General features: G+C 59.1%; 16 protein-coding genes. 4 read left to right on the forward strand and 12 right to left on the reverse strand.

Going from position 1 to position 16741, the window contains the following annotated elements:
- Positions 1–175 precede the first annotated feature (175 nt).
- Positions 176–2161 (forward strand): SDR family oxidoreductase, encoded by a 1986-nt coding sequence (locus ACQUWM_RS08185; RefSeq protein WP_428921798.1) that lies wholly within the window; start codon positions 176–178, stop codon positions 2159–2161.
- 58 nt (positions 2162–2219) lie between these two features.
- Here the strand turns inward: ACQUWM_RS08185 and rnt are convergent, their stop codons facing one another.
- Both rnt and pyrC read right to left on the reverse strand, forming a co-directional pair.
- Positions 2220–2876, reverse strand: a complete 657-nt coding sequence (rnt, locus tag ACQUWM_RS08190; RefSeq protein WP_406999833.1) for a ribonuclease T — start codon at positions 2874–2876, stop codon at positions 2220–2222.
- Between the two features lie 66 nt (positions 2877–2942).
- Positions 2943–3980, reverse strand: coding sequence for a dihydroorotase (pyrC, locus tag ACQUWM_RS08195; RefSeq protein ID WP_406999835.1), 1038 nt, complete (start codon positions 3978–3980; stop codon positions 2943–2945).
- Positions 3981–4195: 215 nt separating this feature from the next.
- Here pyrC and ACQUWM_RS08200 point away from each other — a divergent pair, with 215 nt between their 5' ends.
- Positions 4196–5056, forward strand: a complete 861-nt coding sequence (locus ACQUWM_RS08200; protein ID WP_428921819.1) for a flagellar protein MotY — start codon at positions 4196–4198, stop codon at positions 5054–5056.
- Here ACQUWM_RS08200 and ACQUWM_RS08205 read toward each other — a convergent pair.
- Positions 5053–5979, reverse strand: a complete 927-nt coding sequence (locus tag ACQUWM_RS08205; RefSeq protein WP_406999837.1) for a histone deacetylase family protein — start codon at positions 5977–5979, stop codon at positions 5053–5055. The two genes, ACQUWM_RS08200 and ACQUWM_RS08205, sit on opposite strands and share 4 nt — an antisense overlap.
- A 203-nt stretch (positions 5980–6182) precedes the next feature.
- On the opposite strand from ACQUWM_RS08205, the gene ACQUWM_RS08210 reads away from it, so the two are divergent.
- Positions 6183–8927 (forward strand): GNAT family N-acetyltransferase, encoded by a 2745-nt coding sequence (locus ACQUWM_RS08210; protein WP_406999839.1) that lies wholly within the window; start codon positions 6183–6185, stop codon positions 8925–8927.
- 22 nt (positions 8928–8949) lie between these two features.
- Here the strand turns inward: ACQUWM_RS08210 and rdgC are convergent, their stop codons facing one another.
- From rdgC to ACQUWM_RS08250, 8 genes are all read right to left on the reverse strand, one after another.
- Complete coding sequence (gene rdgC / locus ACQUWM_RS08215) at positions 8950–9879, reverse strand: recombination-associated protein RdgC (protein ID WP_406999841.1); 930 nt, start codon at positions 9877–9879, stop codon at positions 8950–8952.
- Between the two features lie 89 nt (positions 9880–9968).
- Entirely contained in the window at positions 9969–10169 is a 201-nt protein-coding gene (locus tag ACQUWM_RS08220) for a DUF2788 domain-containing protein (RefSeq protein WP_406987744.1), read from the reverse strand.
- A 26-nt stretch (positions 10170–10195) separates the two neighbouring features.
- A complete protein-coding gene (gene yaaA, locus ACQUWM_RS08225) occupies positions 10196–10966 on the reverse strand; it encodes a peroxide stress protein YaaA (RefSeq protein ID WP_406987743.1) in 771 nt (256 codons plus the stop codon).
- Positions 10967–10978: 12 nt separating this feature from the next.
- Positions 10979–11212, reverse strand: coding sequence for a glutaredoxin family protein (locus ACQUWM_RS08230; protein WP_127331718.1), 234 nt, complete (start codon positions 11210–11212; stop codon positions 10979–10981).
- A complete protein-coding gene (locus ACQUWM_RS08235; RefSeq protein ID WP_406999845.1) occupies positions 11212–11961 on the reverse strand; it encodes a YciK family oxidoreductase in 750 nt (249 codons plus the stop codon). Before ACQUWM_RS08235 ends, ACQUWM_RS08230 begins: the two co-directional genes overlap by 1 nt.
- Before the next feature lie 48 nt (positions 11962–12009).
- Complete coding sequence (locus ACQUWM_RS08240; protein WP_428921799.1) at positions 12010–12669, reverse strand: HAD family hydrolase; 660 nt, start codon at positions 12667–12669, stop codon at positions 12010–12012.
- Complete coding sequence (gene ubiG, locus ACQUWM_RS08245; protein ID WP_428921800.1) at positions 12666–13394, reverse strand: bifunctional 2-polyprenyl-6-hydroxyphenol methylase/3-demethylubiquinol 3-O-methyltransferase UbiG; 729 nt, start codon at positions 13392–13394, stop codon at positions 12666–12668. Before ubiG ends, ACQUWM_RS08240 begins: the two co-directional genes overlap by 4 nt.
- Positions 13395–13446: 52 nt before the next feature.
- Positions 13447–14778: a TRZ/ATZ family hydrolase gene (locus ACQUWM_RS08250; protein WP_406999851.1), complete on the reverse strand. Its 1332-nt coding sequence runs from the start codon at positions 14776–14778 to the stop codon at positions 13447–13449.
- A 183-nt stretch (positions 14779–14961) separates the two neighbouring features.
- Here ACQUWM_RS08250 and mtnA point away from each other — a divergent pair, with 183 nt between their 5' ends.
- The gene (mtnA, locus tag ACQUWM_RS08255) at positions 14962–16026 is read left to right on the forward strand and encodes an S-methyl-5-thioribose-1-phosphate isomerase (RefSeq protein ID WP_428921801.1); all 1065 of its coding nucleotides are present in this window, start codon (positions 14962–14964) and stop codon (positions 16024–16026) included.
- Here mtnA and ACQUWM_RS08260 read toward each other — a convergent pair.
- The gene (locus ACQUWM_RS08260) at positions 16015–16728 is read right to left on the reverse strand and encodes a helix-turn-helix domain-containing protein (RefSeq protein ID WP_406999854.1); all 714 of its coding nucleotides are present in this window, start codon (positions 16726–16728) and stop codon (positions 16015–16017) included. The genes mtnA and ACQUWM_RS08260 overlap by 12 nt on opposite strands.
- Between the last annotated feature and the right edge of the window lie 13 nt (positions 16729–16741).

Raw genomic sequence — 16741 nt, forward strand, 5'->3', positions numbered from 1 at the left:
GTAGTTACTCTAAATAAAACAATGACTTGCAAGAGTAAATGCTCTAAAAAAGTTCGATACATGAGGGTTGCAATTAAGTACAATGCCGGCGCTCCCGAATGATCTAAGACTTTAGTCGTAGACGTTCGGGCTTAAGGACAGATAACAATTGAACAACTGGCAAGGTGGACTATCGATGAACTACTTTCTGACGGGTGGCACCGGATTTATCGGCCGTTTTCTCGTAGAAAAACTCCTCGCGCGTGGCGGCACCGTACATGTGCTGGTACGTGAGCAATCCCTGGGCAAGCTGGACACCCTGAGGGAACGCTGGGGAGCAGACGAGAACCAGATAAAGGCGGTTATTGGCGACCTGACCAGCCCCAATCTGGGCATTGACGACAAAACCATGGATTCCCTGAAAGGTCATATTGACCACTTCTTCCATCTGGCCGCCGTGTACGACATGGGCGCCGACGAAGAAGCCCAGCAGGCGACCAACATTGAGGGCACCCGCAGCGCGGTCAATGCAGCCCAGGCCATGGGTGCCGGTTGCTTCCATCACGTGTCTTCCATCGCCGCCGCCGGATTGTTCAAGGGCACGTTCCGTGAGGATATGTTCGAGGAAGCGGAGAAGCTGGATCATCCCTACCTGCTGACCAAGCATGAATCCGAAAAAGTGGTTCGTGAAAGTTGCAAGGTGCCGTTCCGCATCTATCGTCCGGGCATGGTGATTGGCCATTCCGAAACCGGCGAGATGGACAAGGTGGACGGGCCTTACTACTTCTTCAAGATGATCCAGAAAATCCGCCACGCGCTGCCGCAGTGGGTGCCGACGATTGGTGTTGAAGGTGGCCGACTGAACGTGGTGCCGGTGGATTTCGTGGTGAATGCTCTGGATCACATTGCTCATCTGGACGGTGAAGACGGCAACTGTTTCCATCTGGTGGATTCCGATCCTTACAAAGTGGGCGAGATCCTTAATATCTTCTGTGAGGCCGGTCATGCGCCACGTATGGGGATGCGCATCGACTCGCGGATGTTCGGTTTTGTGCCGCCGTTCATCCGCCAGAGCCTGAAGAACCTGCCACCGGTGAAGCGTCTGACCAACGCGGTGCTGGATGACATGGGCATTCCTCCGTCCGTGCTTTCGTTTATCAATTACCCGACCCGGTTCGATGCCCGGGAAACCGAGCGGGTCCTGAAGGACACCGATATTGCGGTTCCGCGCCTGCCGGATTACGCACCGGTGATCTGGGATTTCTGGGAGCGTCACCTGGATCCGGACCTGTTCAAGGACCGTACGTTGCGTGGCACCGTGGAAGGCAAGGTGTGTGTGGTGACCGGCGGTACTTCAGGCATTGGTCTGGCAACGGCCCAGAAACTGGCCGATGCGGGTGCCATCCTGGTGATTGGCGCTCGCAAGAAAGAACGGCTGGCGGAAATTGCGGCCGACCTGGAGGCCCGTGGGGGCAATGTTCACGCCTACCAGTGTGACTTTGCCGAAATGGAAGACTGTGATCGCTTCGTGAAAACCGTTCTGGACAACCACGGCCACGTGGATGTGCTGGTCAACAACGCCGGTCGTTCCATCCGTCGGTCGCTGGCACTTTCGTTTGACCGATTCCACGATTTCGAGCGCACCATGCAGTTGAACTACTTTGGTTCCGTGCGCCTGATCATGGGCTTTGCCCCGGCCATGCTGGAGCGCCGTCGTGGCCATGTGGTGAACATTTCCTCCATCGGCGTGCTGACCAACGCACCGCGTTTCTCGGCCTACGTGGCGTCCAAGTCCGCGCTGGATGCGTTCAGTCGCTGTGCAGCGGCGGAGTGGTCTGATCGCAACGTTACCTTCACCACCATCAACATGCCGCTGGTGAAGACCCCGATGATTGCACCCACCAAGATCTACGATTCGGTGCCGACCCTGACTCCGGATGAGGCGGCGGAAATGGTGGCGGACGCTATTGTATACCGGCCCAAGCGGATCGCTACCCGACTGGGTATTTTTGCCCAGGTTCTGCACGCACTCGCGCCGAAGATGGGCGAGATCGTGATGAACACCGGTTATCGCATGTTCCCGGACTCTCCGGCGGCGGCCGGCAGCCGGTCTGGCGAGAAGCCCAAGGTGTCCACGGAACAGGTGGCCTTTGCGGCGATCATGCGGGGTATTTACTGGTAATTGTCCGGTTGGACATAAAAAAACGCCTCCCTCGGGAGGCGTTTTTTATCAACTCGTTTTATTCCTCTGTCTCGCTGATCAGCGGCGGAGGAAACCCTCCCAGTTCCTTCCAGCGATTGACGATGCCGCAGAACAGGTCCGCGGTCTTTTCCGCATCATAGGCTGCCGAATGGGCTTCCTTGTTGCTGAAGGGAATGCCGGCCAGTTTGCATGCCTGCGCCAGTACCGTGTGGCCATAGGCCAACCCGGCAAGCGTGGCGGTATCAAATGTCGAGAACGGATGGAATGGGTTGCGCTTGATGTCCGAACGCAGGGCCGCAGCGAATACGAAGTTGTGATCAAAGGTGGCGTTGTGGCCCACCAGCACCGCGCGCTTGCAGTCGTGGGCTTTGACCGCCTTGCGGATAGGGCTGAAGATTTCACTCAGGCCTTCCCGCTCCGGCACGGCTTCCCGCTCCAGGCTCCAGGGATCGATTCCGGTAAAGTCGAGTGCGGACTGCTCTAGGTTGGCGCCTTCGAAGGGATCAATTTGCTGGACGTGGGTTTCGGTGCGTCTCAGCCAGCCGTCTTCGTCCATGGTCAACAGCACCGCAGCCACTTCCAGCAGGGCGTCTGTCTCGGGATTGAAACCACCGGTTTCGACATCGACAACCACCGGGAGAAATCCCCGGAAACGTCGGGCCATCGGATGCGGTTCTTTGTTTTCGTCAGTCACTCAAACTCCTAGGGATTAGCCAGAATACGGTAAAGAGTACGGGTAAAAAGGTACAGGGTGTCTGGTTCAGGCGCTTGTCAGTTGCCACTTCAGGGTTTCGCCGGCGCAAAGCGGAACAATGGTGCCGTCTGCCAGCGGTAGCTCCGTTGGCATGGTCCAGCTTTCCCTGGTCAGAGTAATAGTGTCGGTATTGCGTGGCAGCCCGTAAAAGTCTGCGCCGTTGAAACTGGCGAAGGCCTCCAGCTTGTCGAGAACGCCCAGCTCCTCGAAAATCCCGGCGTACAGGGCAATCGCGCCGTAGGCGGAGTAGCAGCCGGCACAACCACAGGAGGCTTCCTTCTTGTCCCGCCCGTGAGGGGCTGAATCCGTGCCCAGGAAGAAGCGTTTGTCACCGCTGGCAACGGCATCCCGCAGGGCCTGCTGGTGCTTGTTTCGCTTCAGGATCGGCAGGCAGTAAAGGTGGGGCCGAATACCGCCCACCAGCATATGGTTACGGTTGTACATCAGGTGCTGCGGCGTCAGGGTCGCGGCCAGGTTGTCACCTTTGTGCTGGCGGACGAAGTCGGCGGAATCAGCGGTGGTGATGTGCTCCAGCACGACTTTCAGGTTGGGGAAGGCTTCCAGGGTGGGCGCCAGTACACGCTCAAGGAACACCTTCTCCCGGTCGAAAATATCAATATCCCCATCGGTCACTTCGCCGTGGACCAGCAGCAACATGCCGCAATCAGCCATCGCTTCCAGTACCGGGTAGATATTGCGGATATCGGTCACACCGGATGCGGAGTTGGTGGTGGCGCCGGCCGGGTAAAGTTTGGCGGCGACTACTCCGGCGGATTTTGCTTCGCGGATGTCCTCTGCCGAGGTGGACTCGGTCAGGTACAGGGTCATCAGCGGTTCGAACGGGGTGTCGCCAGCTGCGCTCAGGATGCGCTGGCGGTACGCCATGGCATCGCTGGCCGTGGTCACCGGTGGCACCAGGTTCGGCATGATGATCGCGCGGCCAAAGCACCGGGCGGTGGCCGGTACCACATCGTTCAGGACGGCGCCGTCTCTGACGTGGAGGTGCCAGTCATCGGGGCGGGTGATGGTCAGTTGTTCGGTCATGCGGCGATTCCAGTTCCAGGTCAGCTCGGGCAGATGCCGGTGAAAATTTGGCGGGATTATACCAGATGCCGTTTACGATTGTTTCCGGTGAAAGGCTAAAGAAACGAATCATGCCGCCGTTAAACGGTCAGAAACCCAGATACTGACGGATAGACGCCATGGTCAGACTAGCAACCTTGCTCCCGTATAGAGCTGCATTTGCCCTCACGGTGCTGATGGGGATCAGTGGTACAGCCCTGCCGTCCAGTTTTGGCGCCGGTATCGAAAACAGCCAGTGGTACGTGTCGGAGTCGGTGTTTGAATGCGCCATGGTGCATGAAGTTCCCGGTTATGGCCGCGCCGTCTTCCGTCATAAGGCCGGGGAGGAGCTGTCGTTTTACCTTGAATCGGATACCGCCTTGATGCGTCCGGGCAGGGGCAGCCTGGTGGTGGAAGCACCGGCCTGGCGTCCGGGGGCGGCGCCACGAAAAGTGGGGACGGTCAATGTCGGTGAGGGCCGGCGGCCAGTCGCGCTGAGCTCACGCCAGGCCATGGTGATTGCCCGGGGTCTGCTTGATGGCATGACCCCGACCGTCACGCGGGAATCCTGGTATGACCGAAGCCCGGTCCGGGTACGGGTTTCCAATATCAATTTCGCCGGTCAGTACGAAAGCTATCGTGCCTGTACCGCCAGCCTGCTACCGGTTAACTACGACCAGATCAAACGCTCTCGAATCCCGTTTCGTGCCGGCAGTACCAGTCTGTCGGGCGGCGACCGTGAGTTGCTGGACAACATCGTGGCTTATGTGCAGGCGGATTCGACGGTGGAGCGTATCTTTGTGGATGGTCACACCGACAGCAGTGGCAGTCGCATTGATAATCGCGCCCTGTCGGAAGAGCGGGCCAATGCCGTGGCGGATTACCTGATCGGGCAAGGGATTCCCCAGGATCTGATCACTGTCCGCGCCCACGCCGACCAGTACCCGGCTTCCGGGCGCCCGGCGGATAACCGGCGTGCCACCATTCGCCTGCAGCGTCTGGGCGAACGGCCCGACCTTCAGCAGGCCAATGGTTATGAAGCCGGATATTCCGGCTAGTTAACGGCGCTCAGTACTTCCAGGTGGGCATTGACGCTTTCTGCCAATGCCCTCAGGTGGTAGCCCCCTTCCAGGGTTGAGATGACCCGATCATTGGCGTGGTCACCGGCGACGCTGGTGATCATTTCCGTCAGCCAGCGATAATCCTCCACCTCCAGGTTCAGCTCGGCCATCGGATCAAGCCGGTGGCCATCGAAGCCCGCCGACACCAGGACCACCTGGGGCCTGAAATCCTGCAGCTTCTTCAGCCATCCGGCCTCTACGGCTTTGCGGTAGTCCAGTGCCGAACAGTCGGAGGCAATGGGAATGTTGACGATGTTTTCCGGCTGACGGTGTACGTGGGAGTGCGGGTAGAACGGGTGCTGGAAGCTGGAGCACATCAGTATTCGTTCGTCACCGCCAATGATGTCAGCGGTGCCGTTGCCCTGATGAACGTCGAAATCGATGATGGCGATCCGTTCCAGATGATGGAAGTTCAGCGCCCGCATCGCCGCCAGTGCAATGTTGTTGTAGAAGCAGAAACCCATGGATTTGCTGCGTTCGGCGTGGTGCCCCGGTGGCCGCGCGCAGACAAAGGCATTGGTCACCTGGCTGCTCATGACCATGTCCACCGCCTGGATATTGGCGCCGGCTGCCAGCCGGGCTGCCCGCAAGGTGTCCGGCATCATGGCGGTATCGGGGTCGGTGAAAACGCGTCCACGGGTTGGTTGCATCAGGTCCAGCTGGTGCAGATATTTTTCAGGATGAACCGTCAGCAGCTGGTCACGGGTGATTTCATCCGGGCGTACCCAGTCCAGTACATCACCAACGCCGGAATCGGCCAGGTAACTGATGATGGCTGACAGCCGCTCCGGCGACTCGGGGTGCTCCGGGCCCATGTTGTGCTTCAGGTAGTCATCATGAGAGAAGAAGGCTGTGGTCATACGGGTCCTGACTACTCTTTTCCTGCATGCGTGTGTCCTGCACGCGAGGTTTATGCTTGTATTTCCACCAATATTATCAGGGATGGTAGGTGGTTGCCGTGTTTCTTTGGTCTTATAGGGGTAATCGACATTTTACATCAGGAAACAACCGCCTAAGATAAGGATAGCCTCGTCAACGATTGAAAACAGCAAGGAGTTTACGCTTGAGCACCCGCTATCTGGAAAGTCTCTTCAATCCATCGTCCATTGTGGTGATCGGTGCTTCCGAGCGGGCAGACAACCTGGGCGGCATGGTGCTGCGTAACCTTCTGGGCGGCGGCTATCCCGGCAGGCTTCTGGTCATCAACCAGAACGATTATGACAACGTTCATGGCGTGCCCTGTGTCCGCAAGGTCTCGAAAATGGAGTTCAGTCCGGATCTGGCTATTATCTGTACGCCACCGGACACGGTGCCGAAAATGGTGCGCCGGCTCGGGGAGGCCGGGGTACGCACCGCCATCGTCATGACCGGGGGCATGTCCCGTACCCACAGTAAAACCGGCCAGCCGCTGATGTATTCGGTACGGGATGCAGCGCGGGAAACCGGAATCCGGGTTCTGGGGCCCAATACCATCGGGCTGATGGTGCCCGCGCGGAGCCTGAACGCAACCTACGCCCATATGGGGGCCATTCCCGGCAAAGTGGCGTTCATTGGCCAGTCCGGCACCGTGGCCAGCTCCATCATTGACTGGGCGTTTGCCCGGGGCGTGGGCTTTTCCTACTTCCTGACCCTTGGCGATGGCATGGACATCGATCATGACGATCTGATCGACTACCTGGCCCAGGACAGCCAGACCCGGGCCATCCTGCTGCACATCGAGAATATCCCCAACCCCCGGCGCTTTATGTCGGCCGTTCGGGTGGCTTCCCGCACCAAGCCGGTCATCGCGGTGAAAAGTGGCCGCACGCCGGAATCGGAATGGTTCGCCCATCAACTACCGGCGGGCCTCCGACGGAGCGATCCGATATACGACGCCATGCTCCAGCGCGCCGGTGTGCTGAGGGTGGATGGCCTGGGGCAGATGTTTGATGCCCTGGAGACACTGACCCGGATGCGCCCCTTGCGCCGGGAATCCCTGGCGATCATGGCCAATGGTGTGGGCCCGGGGGTGTTGGCGGTTGACCGGCTGATTGATCTGGGAGGCGAGCTGGCCAACCTGTCGGAGCACACCATTGAGGCGCTGGCGGAAAACCTGCCGCCGTACTGGACCCGTAAGAATCCGATTGACCTCAACTACGACGCCTCACCGGAGCTGTATGCCAAAGCCATCAAGATCCTGGCCAAGGATCCGGAGGTGGCGAATGTGCTGGTGATGTACGCTCCCAGCCTGACGGAAGACAGCCTGCAGATTGCTGATGCGGTGGTCCAGGCCGCCAAGGGCAGTCGGTTGAACGTATTTACCTGCTGGTTGGGGCAGAGCACCGTAATGGATGCCCGTGATGAATTTTACCGCGCCGGGCTGCCGTCGTTTTTCAATCCGGAAAAAGCGGTGATGGCTTTCATGCAGCATGTGCGTCACCAGCGGGTACAGCGTCTGCTCACTGAAACCCCGGAGTCGTTTACCGATCATTTCGATGATCGCACCCAGACTCGTCGTGTGGTGATGGGGGCCATGCGTTCCGGGCGGATGCATCTGTCGAATCGTGAAGCACGGGAGGTCATTCGGGATTACGGCATCAACACCATTGAGACCATCTATTGCGATGATGTGGAAGAGGTGCTGGAGGCGTTTTCGGTGGAGCGTCGTCCGGTGGATATCACGCTGATCCACGAACAGGCGTGTTACCCGTTTTTGGAGCTGAGCACCGGGCAGCGCCGATTCAAGGGAACCATTCAGAAGCTCAATAGCGAAGCGGCGATCATTGATTCCTGTCGGGTGTTGATGGAGGAGTATCAAAACCATTTTCCGGGCAGCGGGTTCCTCGGCTTTGCCGTGCAGCGCTCCTATCAGCATGTAGGCGGTATTGAGTTCAGCGTTGGTATCACCCGGGATCCGGTGTTTGGCCCGCTGGTGGTCTGTGGCGCCGCCGGTGCCCAGATCAACGTAATGACTGATCGCCAGATTGCGTTGCCGCCTCTGAACATGGTGCTGGCGCGAGAGCTTCTACGCCGCACCTATATGTACAAGCTCCTCAAGGAACACAGCCTGAAACCGGAAGAAGATATTCGGGCGGTGTCTGAAACCCTGGTGACTCTGTCCCAGATCGTGATCGATATCCCTGAAATCCGCGGCCTGGAAATCGCCCCGCTGCTCTTTAACGAACAGGGTGCTGTGGCGGTGAACATTGCCATCGATCTGGCCGACAAACCCGGGCGGCCCATCATCCAGCCTTATCCCCGGGAACTGGAAGAGTGGATCATGCTGCCGAAGTCCGGGCGGCGGGTGATCATCCGGCCGGTGCTGGCGGAAGACGAGCCGGCCCACCGGGCCTTTCATGAGCTGCAGTCGCCGGAGTCCATCCGCTACCGGTTCTTTCAGTATCGGAAGCATTTCTCCCGCGAGGATGTCGCCCAGATGGTGCAGATCGACTATGACCGGGAAATGGTCTTTATCGCCAATGCCCCGAGGGAAGACGGGGAAGGTGAGGAGACCCTGGGAACCGTCCGGGTCTGGACGGACGCCGATAATCTCCGCTGCGAATTCGCCGTCATGGTGCATGACAACATGAAGGGGGAAGGCCTCGGTGTGGCGTTGATGCAGAAGATGATTGATTACTGCCGGTCACGGGGAACCGTGGAAATGGTCGGTAACGTATTGCCGGATAACCGGCCCATGCTGCAATTGGCAGAACATCTCGGGTTCGAGGTCCAGTACAACATGGAAGAGGAAGTGATGGACTTGCGGCTGGTGCTGAATGAGCCGGATAAGGACTGGCAGCGGGAGCGGCTGCTCAAGAGCTCCCACTGACAGTCAGACGGGACACTAGGCTTCAGGCTTCCTCGACAATCGCCGAGCGATCCTCGCCACCCAGGGCTTCCAGCAAGCCCGGAATGAGCCTGGCCAGTTCCAGGGTCATCAGCGCAAACGCCGCATCGAACCTGGCGGCGGCATCATCCGCATCCACGTCGTCCAGTTTCTCCTGCAGGGTGTCGCCAAACTTGAGCCGGCGGATGCCCAGTTCCTCATCCAGCACGAATGACAGGCTGTCGTCCCAGGTGACGGCCAGCTTGGTTACCTGCATGCCGGCATCCAGATGGTTGCGGATTTCGTCGGCCTGCAGGTCCAGACCCTTGCAGCGCACAACACCGCCATCCTCGGACGGATCCTTGAGCTCGCATTCGCTGCCGAGTTCGATGGTGGATGGCAGGTCAACGCTCTCATTCAGCCAGCCGGTGAACGTGAAGGCCGGAGCCTGTTCTACCGCAGGCGGCCTGACGGGCAGGGAACCAAGGCTCTTACGCAGGAATGACGCCAGGTCTTCGGCCTGCTTGGAGGAGCCGGCATCGACTACGAGCACGCCGTCTTTCGGTGCCAGGTAGGCAAAGCAGCGGCGGTTCTTGGAAAAGGCCTGGGGTAGCATTTCCAGCATCACCTGTTCTTTGATTTCGTCCTTTTCCTTGCGGCGAACCTTTCGCCCCTGTTCGGCTTCAATGGCTTCGGCGCGTTCTTCGACCAACTCTTTTACGACAGGGCCAGGCAGGATTTTCTCTTCCTTGCGCAGTGCGACCAGATGGTAGCCGTTGGTGCTGTGCACCAGCATGTCGCTGTGTTTGCCCAGTGGCGGAACCCAGCCCTGGCGCGTGGTTTCCTGGGGACCGCAAGGTTTGAATCCATCGTTCTGCAGCTTTTCTTCCAAAGCTTCAGCGGAAATATCGAAGGGCTTGGTAAATCGAAATACACGGGCATTACGAAACCACATCAGGGTCGATCCTTGTCAGAGTTTCAAAATGGGAAAGGGATGATACGGCCACCGGTCAGTGGCCGTAAAGTGGCGGCGCGGGCGTCACATTACAGCTGCATGATTTCAACCAGAACGGTTTTCACGATAAAGCCGACAACACCCGCGCCCAGTACGGTAAACAGGGCGATGGTACCAAAACGGCCTGCCTGGGATTTCTTGGCGAGATCCCAGACGATAAAGCCCATCCAGATAATCAGGCCGGTAAGTAGTACCAGCATGGCAATCTGGGAAAACACTGCTTCGTTCATTCAATGCTCCGGAAATGCTGACAGGGTTACTGCTCGTCCCGCAGGAACAGCCAGTTGTCCTGGTCGGACTGCTCTTCGCAGAAGTAGTAACCATCAAGGTTGAAGCCTTTCAGATCGTCCGCCTGGGTAATGCCGTTCTGAATGGCGTAGCGGCACATCAGGCCGCGGGCTTTCTTGGCGTAGAAGCTGATCATCTTGTACTGGCCGTTCTTCCAGTCCTTGAACTGCGGGGTGATCAGCCGACCTTTCAGGTCCTTCTTGCGAACGCTCTTGAAGTATTCGTTGGAAGCCAGGTTGACCAGCGCACCGTCATCCTCAGCCAGCAGCCGGTTCAGTTCGTCGGTGATCCGGTTGCCCCAGAATGCATACAGGTCCTTGCCCCGGGTATTCTCGAACCGGGTGCCCATTTCCAGCCGGTAGGGCTGCATCAGGTCCAGGGGTTTGAGCACACCGTACAGGCCGGACAGCATGCGCAGGTGTTTCTGGGCAAATTCGAACTCTTTTTCACTGAAACTTTCGGCATCCAGCCCGGTGTAGACGTCGCCCTTGAAGGCGAGAATGGCCTGGCGGGCGTTCTCCGGCGTGAATGGCGTGTGCCATTGCTGGAAACGCTCGGCGTTCAGTTGTCCCAGCTTGTCGCTGATGTTCATCAGGTTGCTGACCTGATGGGGCTCCAGGGTTTTCAGCTGGTCCACCAGTTCACAGGCATCATCGAGGAAATCCGGCTGGCTGAAGTGTTCAGTTGCCAGTGGACTCTCGTAGTCCAGGGTCTTGGCCGGGGAAATAACCATCAACATGTCAGGCTGTCCTCATTGCAGAAAAGTCAGTAACTGGTCCCGGGTGAACGGCCAGTCCAATTCGGCGCCGGTGTCGTTGCGGCGCAACACCGGAATACGGGTGCCGTAACGCTCCACCAGAGCCTCGGACTGGGCAATGTCCACCACATCGACCGGGATCGGGGCCGGCATGGGAGTGTTTACGAGCAGGGCTTCCGCCAGTTCACACAGATGGCACTGGGATGTGGTGTAAAACAGCAGTTCCATTATTTCGGTTGGGCGTCCAGTTGTTGGCCATTGACGCCTGCGCTGTCCTTACCCATCAGGTACAGGTAGATGGGCATCAGGTCTTCCGGCGCCGGGTTTTGCTGAGGGTTTTCCGCCGGGTAGGCGTGGGCCCGCATATTGGTGCGGGTGGCTCCGGGGTTCAGGCTGTTGACGCGCACGTTGTGGCGCTCGTCATCCAGTTCTTCTGACAGCAGCTGGCTCAGCCCTTCAAGGGCGAACTTCGAGACCGCGTAAGCTCCCCAGTATGGCTTCGCCTTACGGCCGACACCTGATGAGGTAAACACCACTGAGGCGTCGGTGGACTTGCGCAGCAATGGAATAGCGGCACGGGTCAGAAGGAATGGGGCAGTGGCGTTGACGTGCATGACCTGGTTCCAGGTTTCGGGGTCATACATTTCCACCGGGCTGCGGGTGCCGAGAATGCCGGCATTGTGCAGCAAACCATCAAGCCGACCGAAGTTGTCTTCAATGGTCATGGCCAGTTCTTCGTATTCCTTGACCGCCGCGCCTTCGAGGTTCAGGGGCACAATGGCCGGCTTGGGGTGCCCGGCGGCTTCAATTTCATCGTATACGGATTCCAGCTTTGACACCGTCCGACCGAGCAGAATCACGGTCGCGCCATGGGCTGCGAAAGTCTTGGCGGCCACACGACCAATACCGCTGCCGGCGCCCGTCACCATGATGATACGGTCTTTCAGCAGATCTGCCGGTGCCTGATAATCTTGCATAACCTGTCTCCGATTTGGGAAACCGATGGGTCCAACGTTTGAATGGGGCTATTGTAACAGTTTTGCCAGGTCCTGGACGGTGTCGGCGATGAGGTCTGCTTGCCACAGGTCAACCGTTTCGGGCTCTTCAATGTAGCCATAACGTACGGCAATGGTTGTCATGCCGGCATTGCGGCCTGCTTCGATATCCCGCTCGTGATCGCCTACGTAGATGCCCTTAGCCGGATCGGCTCCTATATGTTGGCAAGCCAGGTGAAGGGCTTCGGGGTGGGGTTTGCGGTGGGTGACGTGGTCCGGGCAGATGACTGCGGCACAACGTTTCGCCAGGCCAAGGGCCTCTACCAGGGGCGCCGCGAAGCGCACCGGTTTGTTGGTGACGATGCCCCAGGGGATGTCCCGGGACTCAAGATCGCGGAGAATCGTATCCATGCCCCGGAACAGGCTGGTTTCAACGGCGACGCCTTCCTCATAGAGGTCCAGAAACGCGGTATGTTTTTCCAGGTAGTCGGGGTGTTCAGGCTCCAGTCCGAAACCGACACGAACCATGGCACGGGCGCCGTTGGACACGGAACGACGGATGGTTTCCGGCGGCAGCGGTTCCATACCGTGATGGCCCCGCAACAGGTTCAGGCAGCGGATGAAGTCCGGTGCGGTATCTATCAGCGTGCCGTCCAGGTCGAACAGTACGGTTGAAGGTTGCTGGTTCACGGTTGTGGGTCACCTTCCCGGGTATCCAGGGCGTGCATCATGTAATTCACATCCACATCACGGCCGAGGCGGTAAACCTTGGTGACGGGGTTATAGGTCATGCCGGTGAGTTCACGGACGTCCAGCCCCGCGTGACGCAGGTGATCCGACATTTCCGACGGACGGATGAATTTGCGCCATTCATGGGTGCCCTTTGGCAGCAGGCCCAGCACGTATTCCGCACCAACAATGGCAAACAGGAACGACTTCGGGTTGCGGTTGATGGTGGAGACAAACAGGTGGCCGCCGGGCTTGAGCATGGCCGCACAGGCCTTGATGACCGATGACGGATCGGGCACGTGCTCCAGCATTTCCAGGCAGGTCACCACATCGTACTGCCCGGCGTGCTCCGGGTCCGCCGCCAGGGCTTCCACGGTGATTTGCCGGTAGTCCACTTTGATACCGCTTTCCAGGCCATGCAGTCGGGCCACGGACAGCGGGGCTTCACCCATGTCTATTCCAGTGACGTGGGCGCCCCTCCGGGCCATGCCCTCTGACAGCAGGCCGCCGCCACAGCCCACATCCAGCACCCGCTTGCCGGCGAGGGGCGCACGTTCGTCGATGTAGTTCAGGCGCAGCGGGTTGATGTCATGCAGCGGCCGGAACTCGCTGGTCGGATCCCACCACCGGCTGGCAAGGGCCTCGAACTTGGCGATTTCGTTGTGGTCTACGTTATGGTTACTCATAGTCGGTTCTGCCTGATTGAAAATACGGTGGCGGCCAGGGGGAGTGCCTGTCTTATTGGTTACGAATCCGGTCAGACCAGGATTGTACCCTGAGCATCAGGTCCGGCACATCGATTCGGGTCAGCCGACCATCCTGAACCTGGGGAATGCCATTGATCCAGCTATGGCTGACCTGGCGACCGTGGTTGCTGTAAACCAGATGGGAAGCCGGATCATAAACCGGTTGCAGGAAGGGATCGCTCAGGTCAACAGCGATGACATCCGCCAGTTTGCCGGCTTCCAGCGAGCCCAGTTCGTGGTCCCGTCCCAACGCCCGGGCACCCTGTATCGTGGCCATGGCAATGGCCTGATGGGCAGACAGGGCGGAGGCATCATCGGCGACAACCTTGGCCACCATGGCGGCGGTATTGATTTCCCCGAACAGGTCCAGGTTGTTGTTGCTGGCGGCGCCATCGGTACCGATGGCCACGTTGATGCCGGCCTCCGCCAGTTTATGCACCGGACACAGCCCGCTGGCGAGCTTGAGGTTGGATTCCGGGCAATGGATTACATGGGCGCCGGTCTGCTGCAGCAAGGCGATATCGGATTCGTCGATCTGGGTCATGTGCACACATTGGGTGTGGGCACCGAGTACCCCCAGCTCGGCGAGCCTGGCCGTGGGGCGCTTGCCTGACTTTTCCAGCGCATCCGCTACCTCGAACGCCGTTTCATGCAGGTGAATCTGGATGGGCGCTCCGGTGTCGGCAGACAGTGCCACCGCGCGCGTCATCGGATCATCGGATACCGTGTAGGGCGCGTGGGGACCAATGGCGGGCATGATGTATTCATCACCTTGCCATTCCCGGATAAAGGCCGCCCCTTTGCTGAGATACTCATCCGGGCCGGAGCCCCAGGGGGTCGGGAAATCCAGCAGGGGAAAGCAGACCTGCGCCCGCATGCCGGCATCGTGGGCCATCTGGGCAACTATTTCCGGAAAGAAGTACATGTCCGAAAAGGTAGTGGTGCCGGTGCGCAGCATTTCGGCCATGGCCAGTTGAGTGCCATCGGCAATGAATTCCTCACTGACAAAGGCGCCCTCGGCGGGCCATATATGATCGTTCAGCCAGGTCATCAGCGGCAGGTCGTCCGCCATGCCCCGGAACAGTGACATGGCGGCGTGGCCGTGCATGTTGATCAGGCCTGGCAAAACCACGTGCTGGTCCAGGTCTATGGTTTCACGGGCCCGGAAGCGGGCGTCGGCCTCTTCCCGGGATACCACCGCTGCAATCCGGTCGCCCTGGATGATAACGGCCTGGTTGTGCAGTACGGTGTTAGCGGGTTCCACCGGAACGAGCCAGCGGGCGTTAATGCGTATATCGGCTGCAGTAATGGTATCTGCCGTCATTTACCCTGCCTTTTGGGTGCGGTACGGGCGTCTGTCACCATGATCAGATCCCGGAGAATGTAGCCGGAAAGTATAACCAGCCACCGCCCGGAGAACTACCCTGGATTCAGGGCTGAGAATCCCCCGTTAACGTGGGTATACTGGCGGGCCTGTGTTATGGATTTAATCTACCGGAGCTCACTGATGCCGAAGTCTTCCAAGCCGTCTGCAAACCGTGCAATTGGTACCGTTGCCATGCGTTGGCATGAAAGCAGTCTGGAGTTGCTGGACCAGCGGCTGCTGCCGACGGAGGAGCACTGGATTACGCTGGAAGGCGCATCCGGCGTTGCCCAGTGTATTCGCGATATGGTGGTACGTGGCGCGCCCGCCATTGGCATCAGTGCTGCCTATGGCGTGGCCCTGGCCGCCCGCCATGCCGGTGGTGGCGACTGGCAGGCGGAAATAAAACAGGCCATTCGTGAACTGTCGGCGTCGCGTCCGACCGCGGTCAACCTGTTCTGGGCGCTGCAGATCATGGAGCAGGAGTTCCATGGCTGCCATTCGCTGGATGAGGCGGTCAAGCGCCTTTCGGCGATGGCGGTGCGCATCCATGAGGATGATCTTGCGGCCAATCTGGCCATGGCAGACCATGCCCTGGAATTCATGGCTCCGGAAACGCCGTTTTCGGTGCTGACCCATTGCAATACCGGGGCGCTGGCGACCGGCGGTTACGGCACGGCGCTGGGGGTTATTCGCCGCCTTCATGAGGAAAAACTGTTGAAGCGGGTGTACGCCGATGAAACCCGCCCCTGGCTTCAGGGCAGCCGCCTGACGGCGTGGGAGCTGGCTCGGGAGGGGGTTCCTGTCACGCTGAATGCAGACGGTGCAGCCGCTGCGATTCTCGCCCGGGGCGATGTTAAATGGGTTGTGGTGGGCGCGGACCGGATCACCGCTAATGGTGACGTCGCTAACAAGATTGGTACGTATAGCCTGGCGGTGCTGGCGCGTCACCACAAGGTTGGATTCATGGTGGTGGCGCCTTCAAGCACCGTCGATATGGCTCTGGCGTCGGGGCAGGACATTCCCATTGAAGAGCGCGAGGGCAGTGAGGTGAGGCAGATCAAAGGGGTTCCCATCGCACCGGAAGGCGTGAGCGTGTTCAATCCGGTCTTTGATGTCACCCCGGCCAGTCTGATCGACGCCATCGTGACCGAGAAGGGCGTAGTCCATAACCCCAATATTACCGGAATGCGCGCGCTATTCGGCTGAGTCTTCGTACTTATCCCGGAGTTCAGCGACCTTCTGCTCCTGTTCCTCAACGAAATGCAGGGACATTTCAAAGCTTTGCCGGGTGAACTCAAGGACTTTCCGGAACCCTTCGTCCGAGAGGTTCCGGGCGTCGTCATGGCGGCGGAAGATGTTGATGAATTCCCGCTCCCGCTCGAACTGTAACGGCAGCCGACCGATGCCCCAGTCGTTGAGGATTTGCCAGACTTCCGGGTTGTAGTTACGGGTGGTGCGCAGGATGAAGGGGATCGGGTCGTTGCGGGCAATCAGCGCGGCAAGTCGCAGAATAAGCTCGAATGACAGGGTGGCGGTGCCATTTTCCACAGCCTCAAGGACAGACTTGTCCTTGAGATTCAGCGCCTCGCTCATTTCCGACAATGTCAGCCCGGCGACTTCGCGGATGTCCTTGAGGGACTGTCCGGCCGTCAGCATCATCCGCAACTGGTCCTGGGAGTTTATCAGCGCCTTGCCGACACGCAGGGAGGTGTCGGTCGAACGAGCGGCGAAACGCAGGGCAGAGCCGGTCATGCCGGTAATGCGATTCACCAGGGACCTCTGATCCCGGGACTCCGCCCCCTGTTCAAGGCCTTCCACTTCGTCCAGAGACTTCATGGCATGCATGGCGTCCATAAGCATGCCCTGAAGCGCCTGTGCTTTCTTGCGGTCGTCGTCTGTGGCGGTCATTGATGGCCTTGTT

Source organism: Marinobacter sp. DUT-3 (assembly GCF_050379435.1).
GTDB lineage: Bacteria > Pseudomonadota > Gammaproteobacteria > Pseudomonadales > Oleiphilaceae > Marinobacter.

Coding starts and splice junctions, on each gene's coding strand:
- ACQUWM_RS08185 (WP_428921798.1), top strand. CDS start 176: ATGAACTACTTTCTGACGGGTGGCACCGGATTTATCGGCCGTTTTCTC.
- pyrC (WP_406999835.1), bottom strand. CDS start 3,980: ATGACCGAACAACTGACCATCACCCGCCCCGATGACTGGCACCTCCAC.
- ACQUWM_RS08200 (WP_428921819.1), top strand. CDS start 4,196: ATGGGGATCAGTGGTACAGCCCTGCCGTCCAGTTTTGGCGCCGGTATC.
- ACQUWM_RS08205 (WP_406999837.1), bottom strand. CDS start 5,979: ATGACCACAGCCTTCTTCTCTCATGATGACTACCTGAAGCACAACATG.
- rdgC (WP_406999841.1), bottom strand. CDS start 9,879: ATGTGGTTTCGTAATGCCCGTGTATTTCGATTTACCAAGCCCTTCGAT.
- ACQUWM_RS08220 (WP_406987744.1), bottom strand. CDS start 10,169: ATGAACGAAGCAGTGTTTTCCCAGATTGCCATGCTGGTACTACTTACC.
- yaaA (WP_406987743.1), bottom strand. CDS start 10,966: ATGTTGATGGTTATTTCCCCGGCCAAGACCCTGGACTACGAGAGTCCA.
- ACQUWM_RS08230 (WP_127331718.1), bottom strand. CDS start 11,212: ATGGAACTGCTGTTTTACACCACATCCCAGTGCCATCTGTGTGAACTG.
- ACQUWM_RS08235 (WP_406999845.1), bottom strand. CDS start 11,961: ATGCAAGATTATCAGGCACCGGCAGATCTGCTGAAAGACCGTATCATC.
- ubiG (WP_428921800.1), bottom strand. CDS start 13,394: ATGAGTAACCATAACGTAGACCACAACGAAATCGCCAAGTTCGAGGCC.
- ACQUWM_RS08250 (WP_406999851.1), bottom strand. CDS start 14,778: ATGACGGCAGATACCATTACTGCAGCCGATATACGCATTAACGCCCGC.
- mtnA (WP_428921801.1), top strand. CDS start 14,962: ATGCCGAAGTCTTCCAAGCCGTCTGCAAACCGTGCAATTGGTACCGTT.
- ACQUWM_RS08260 (WP_406999854.1), bottom strand. CDS start 16,728: ATGACCGCCACAGACGACGACCGCAAGAAAGCACAGGCGCTTCAGGGC.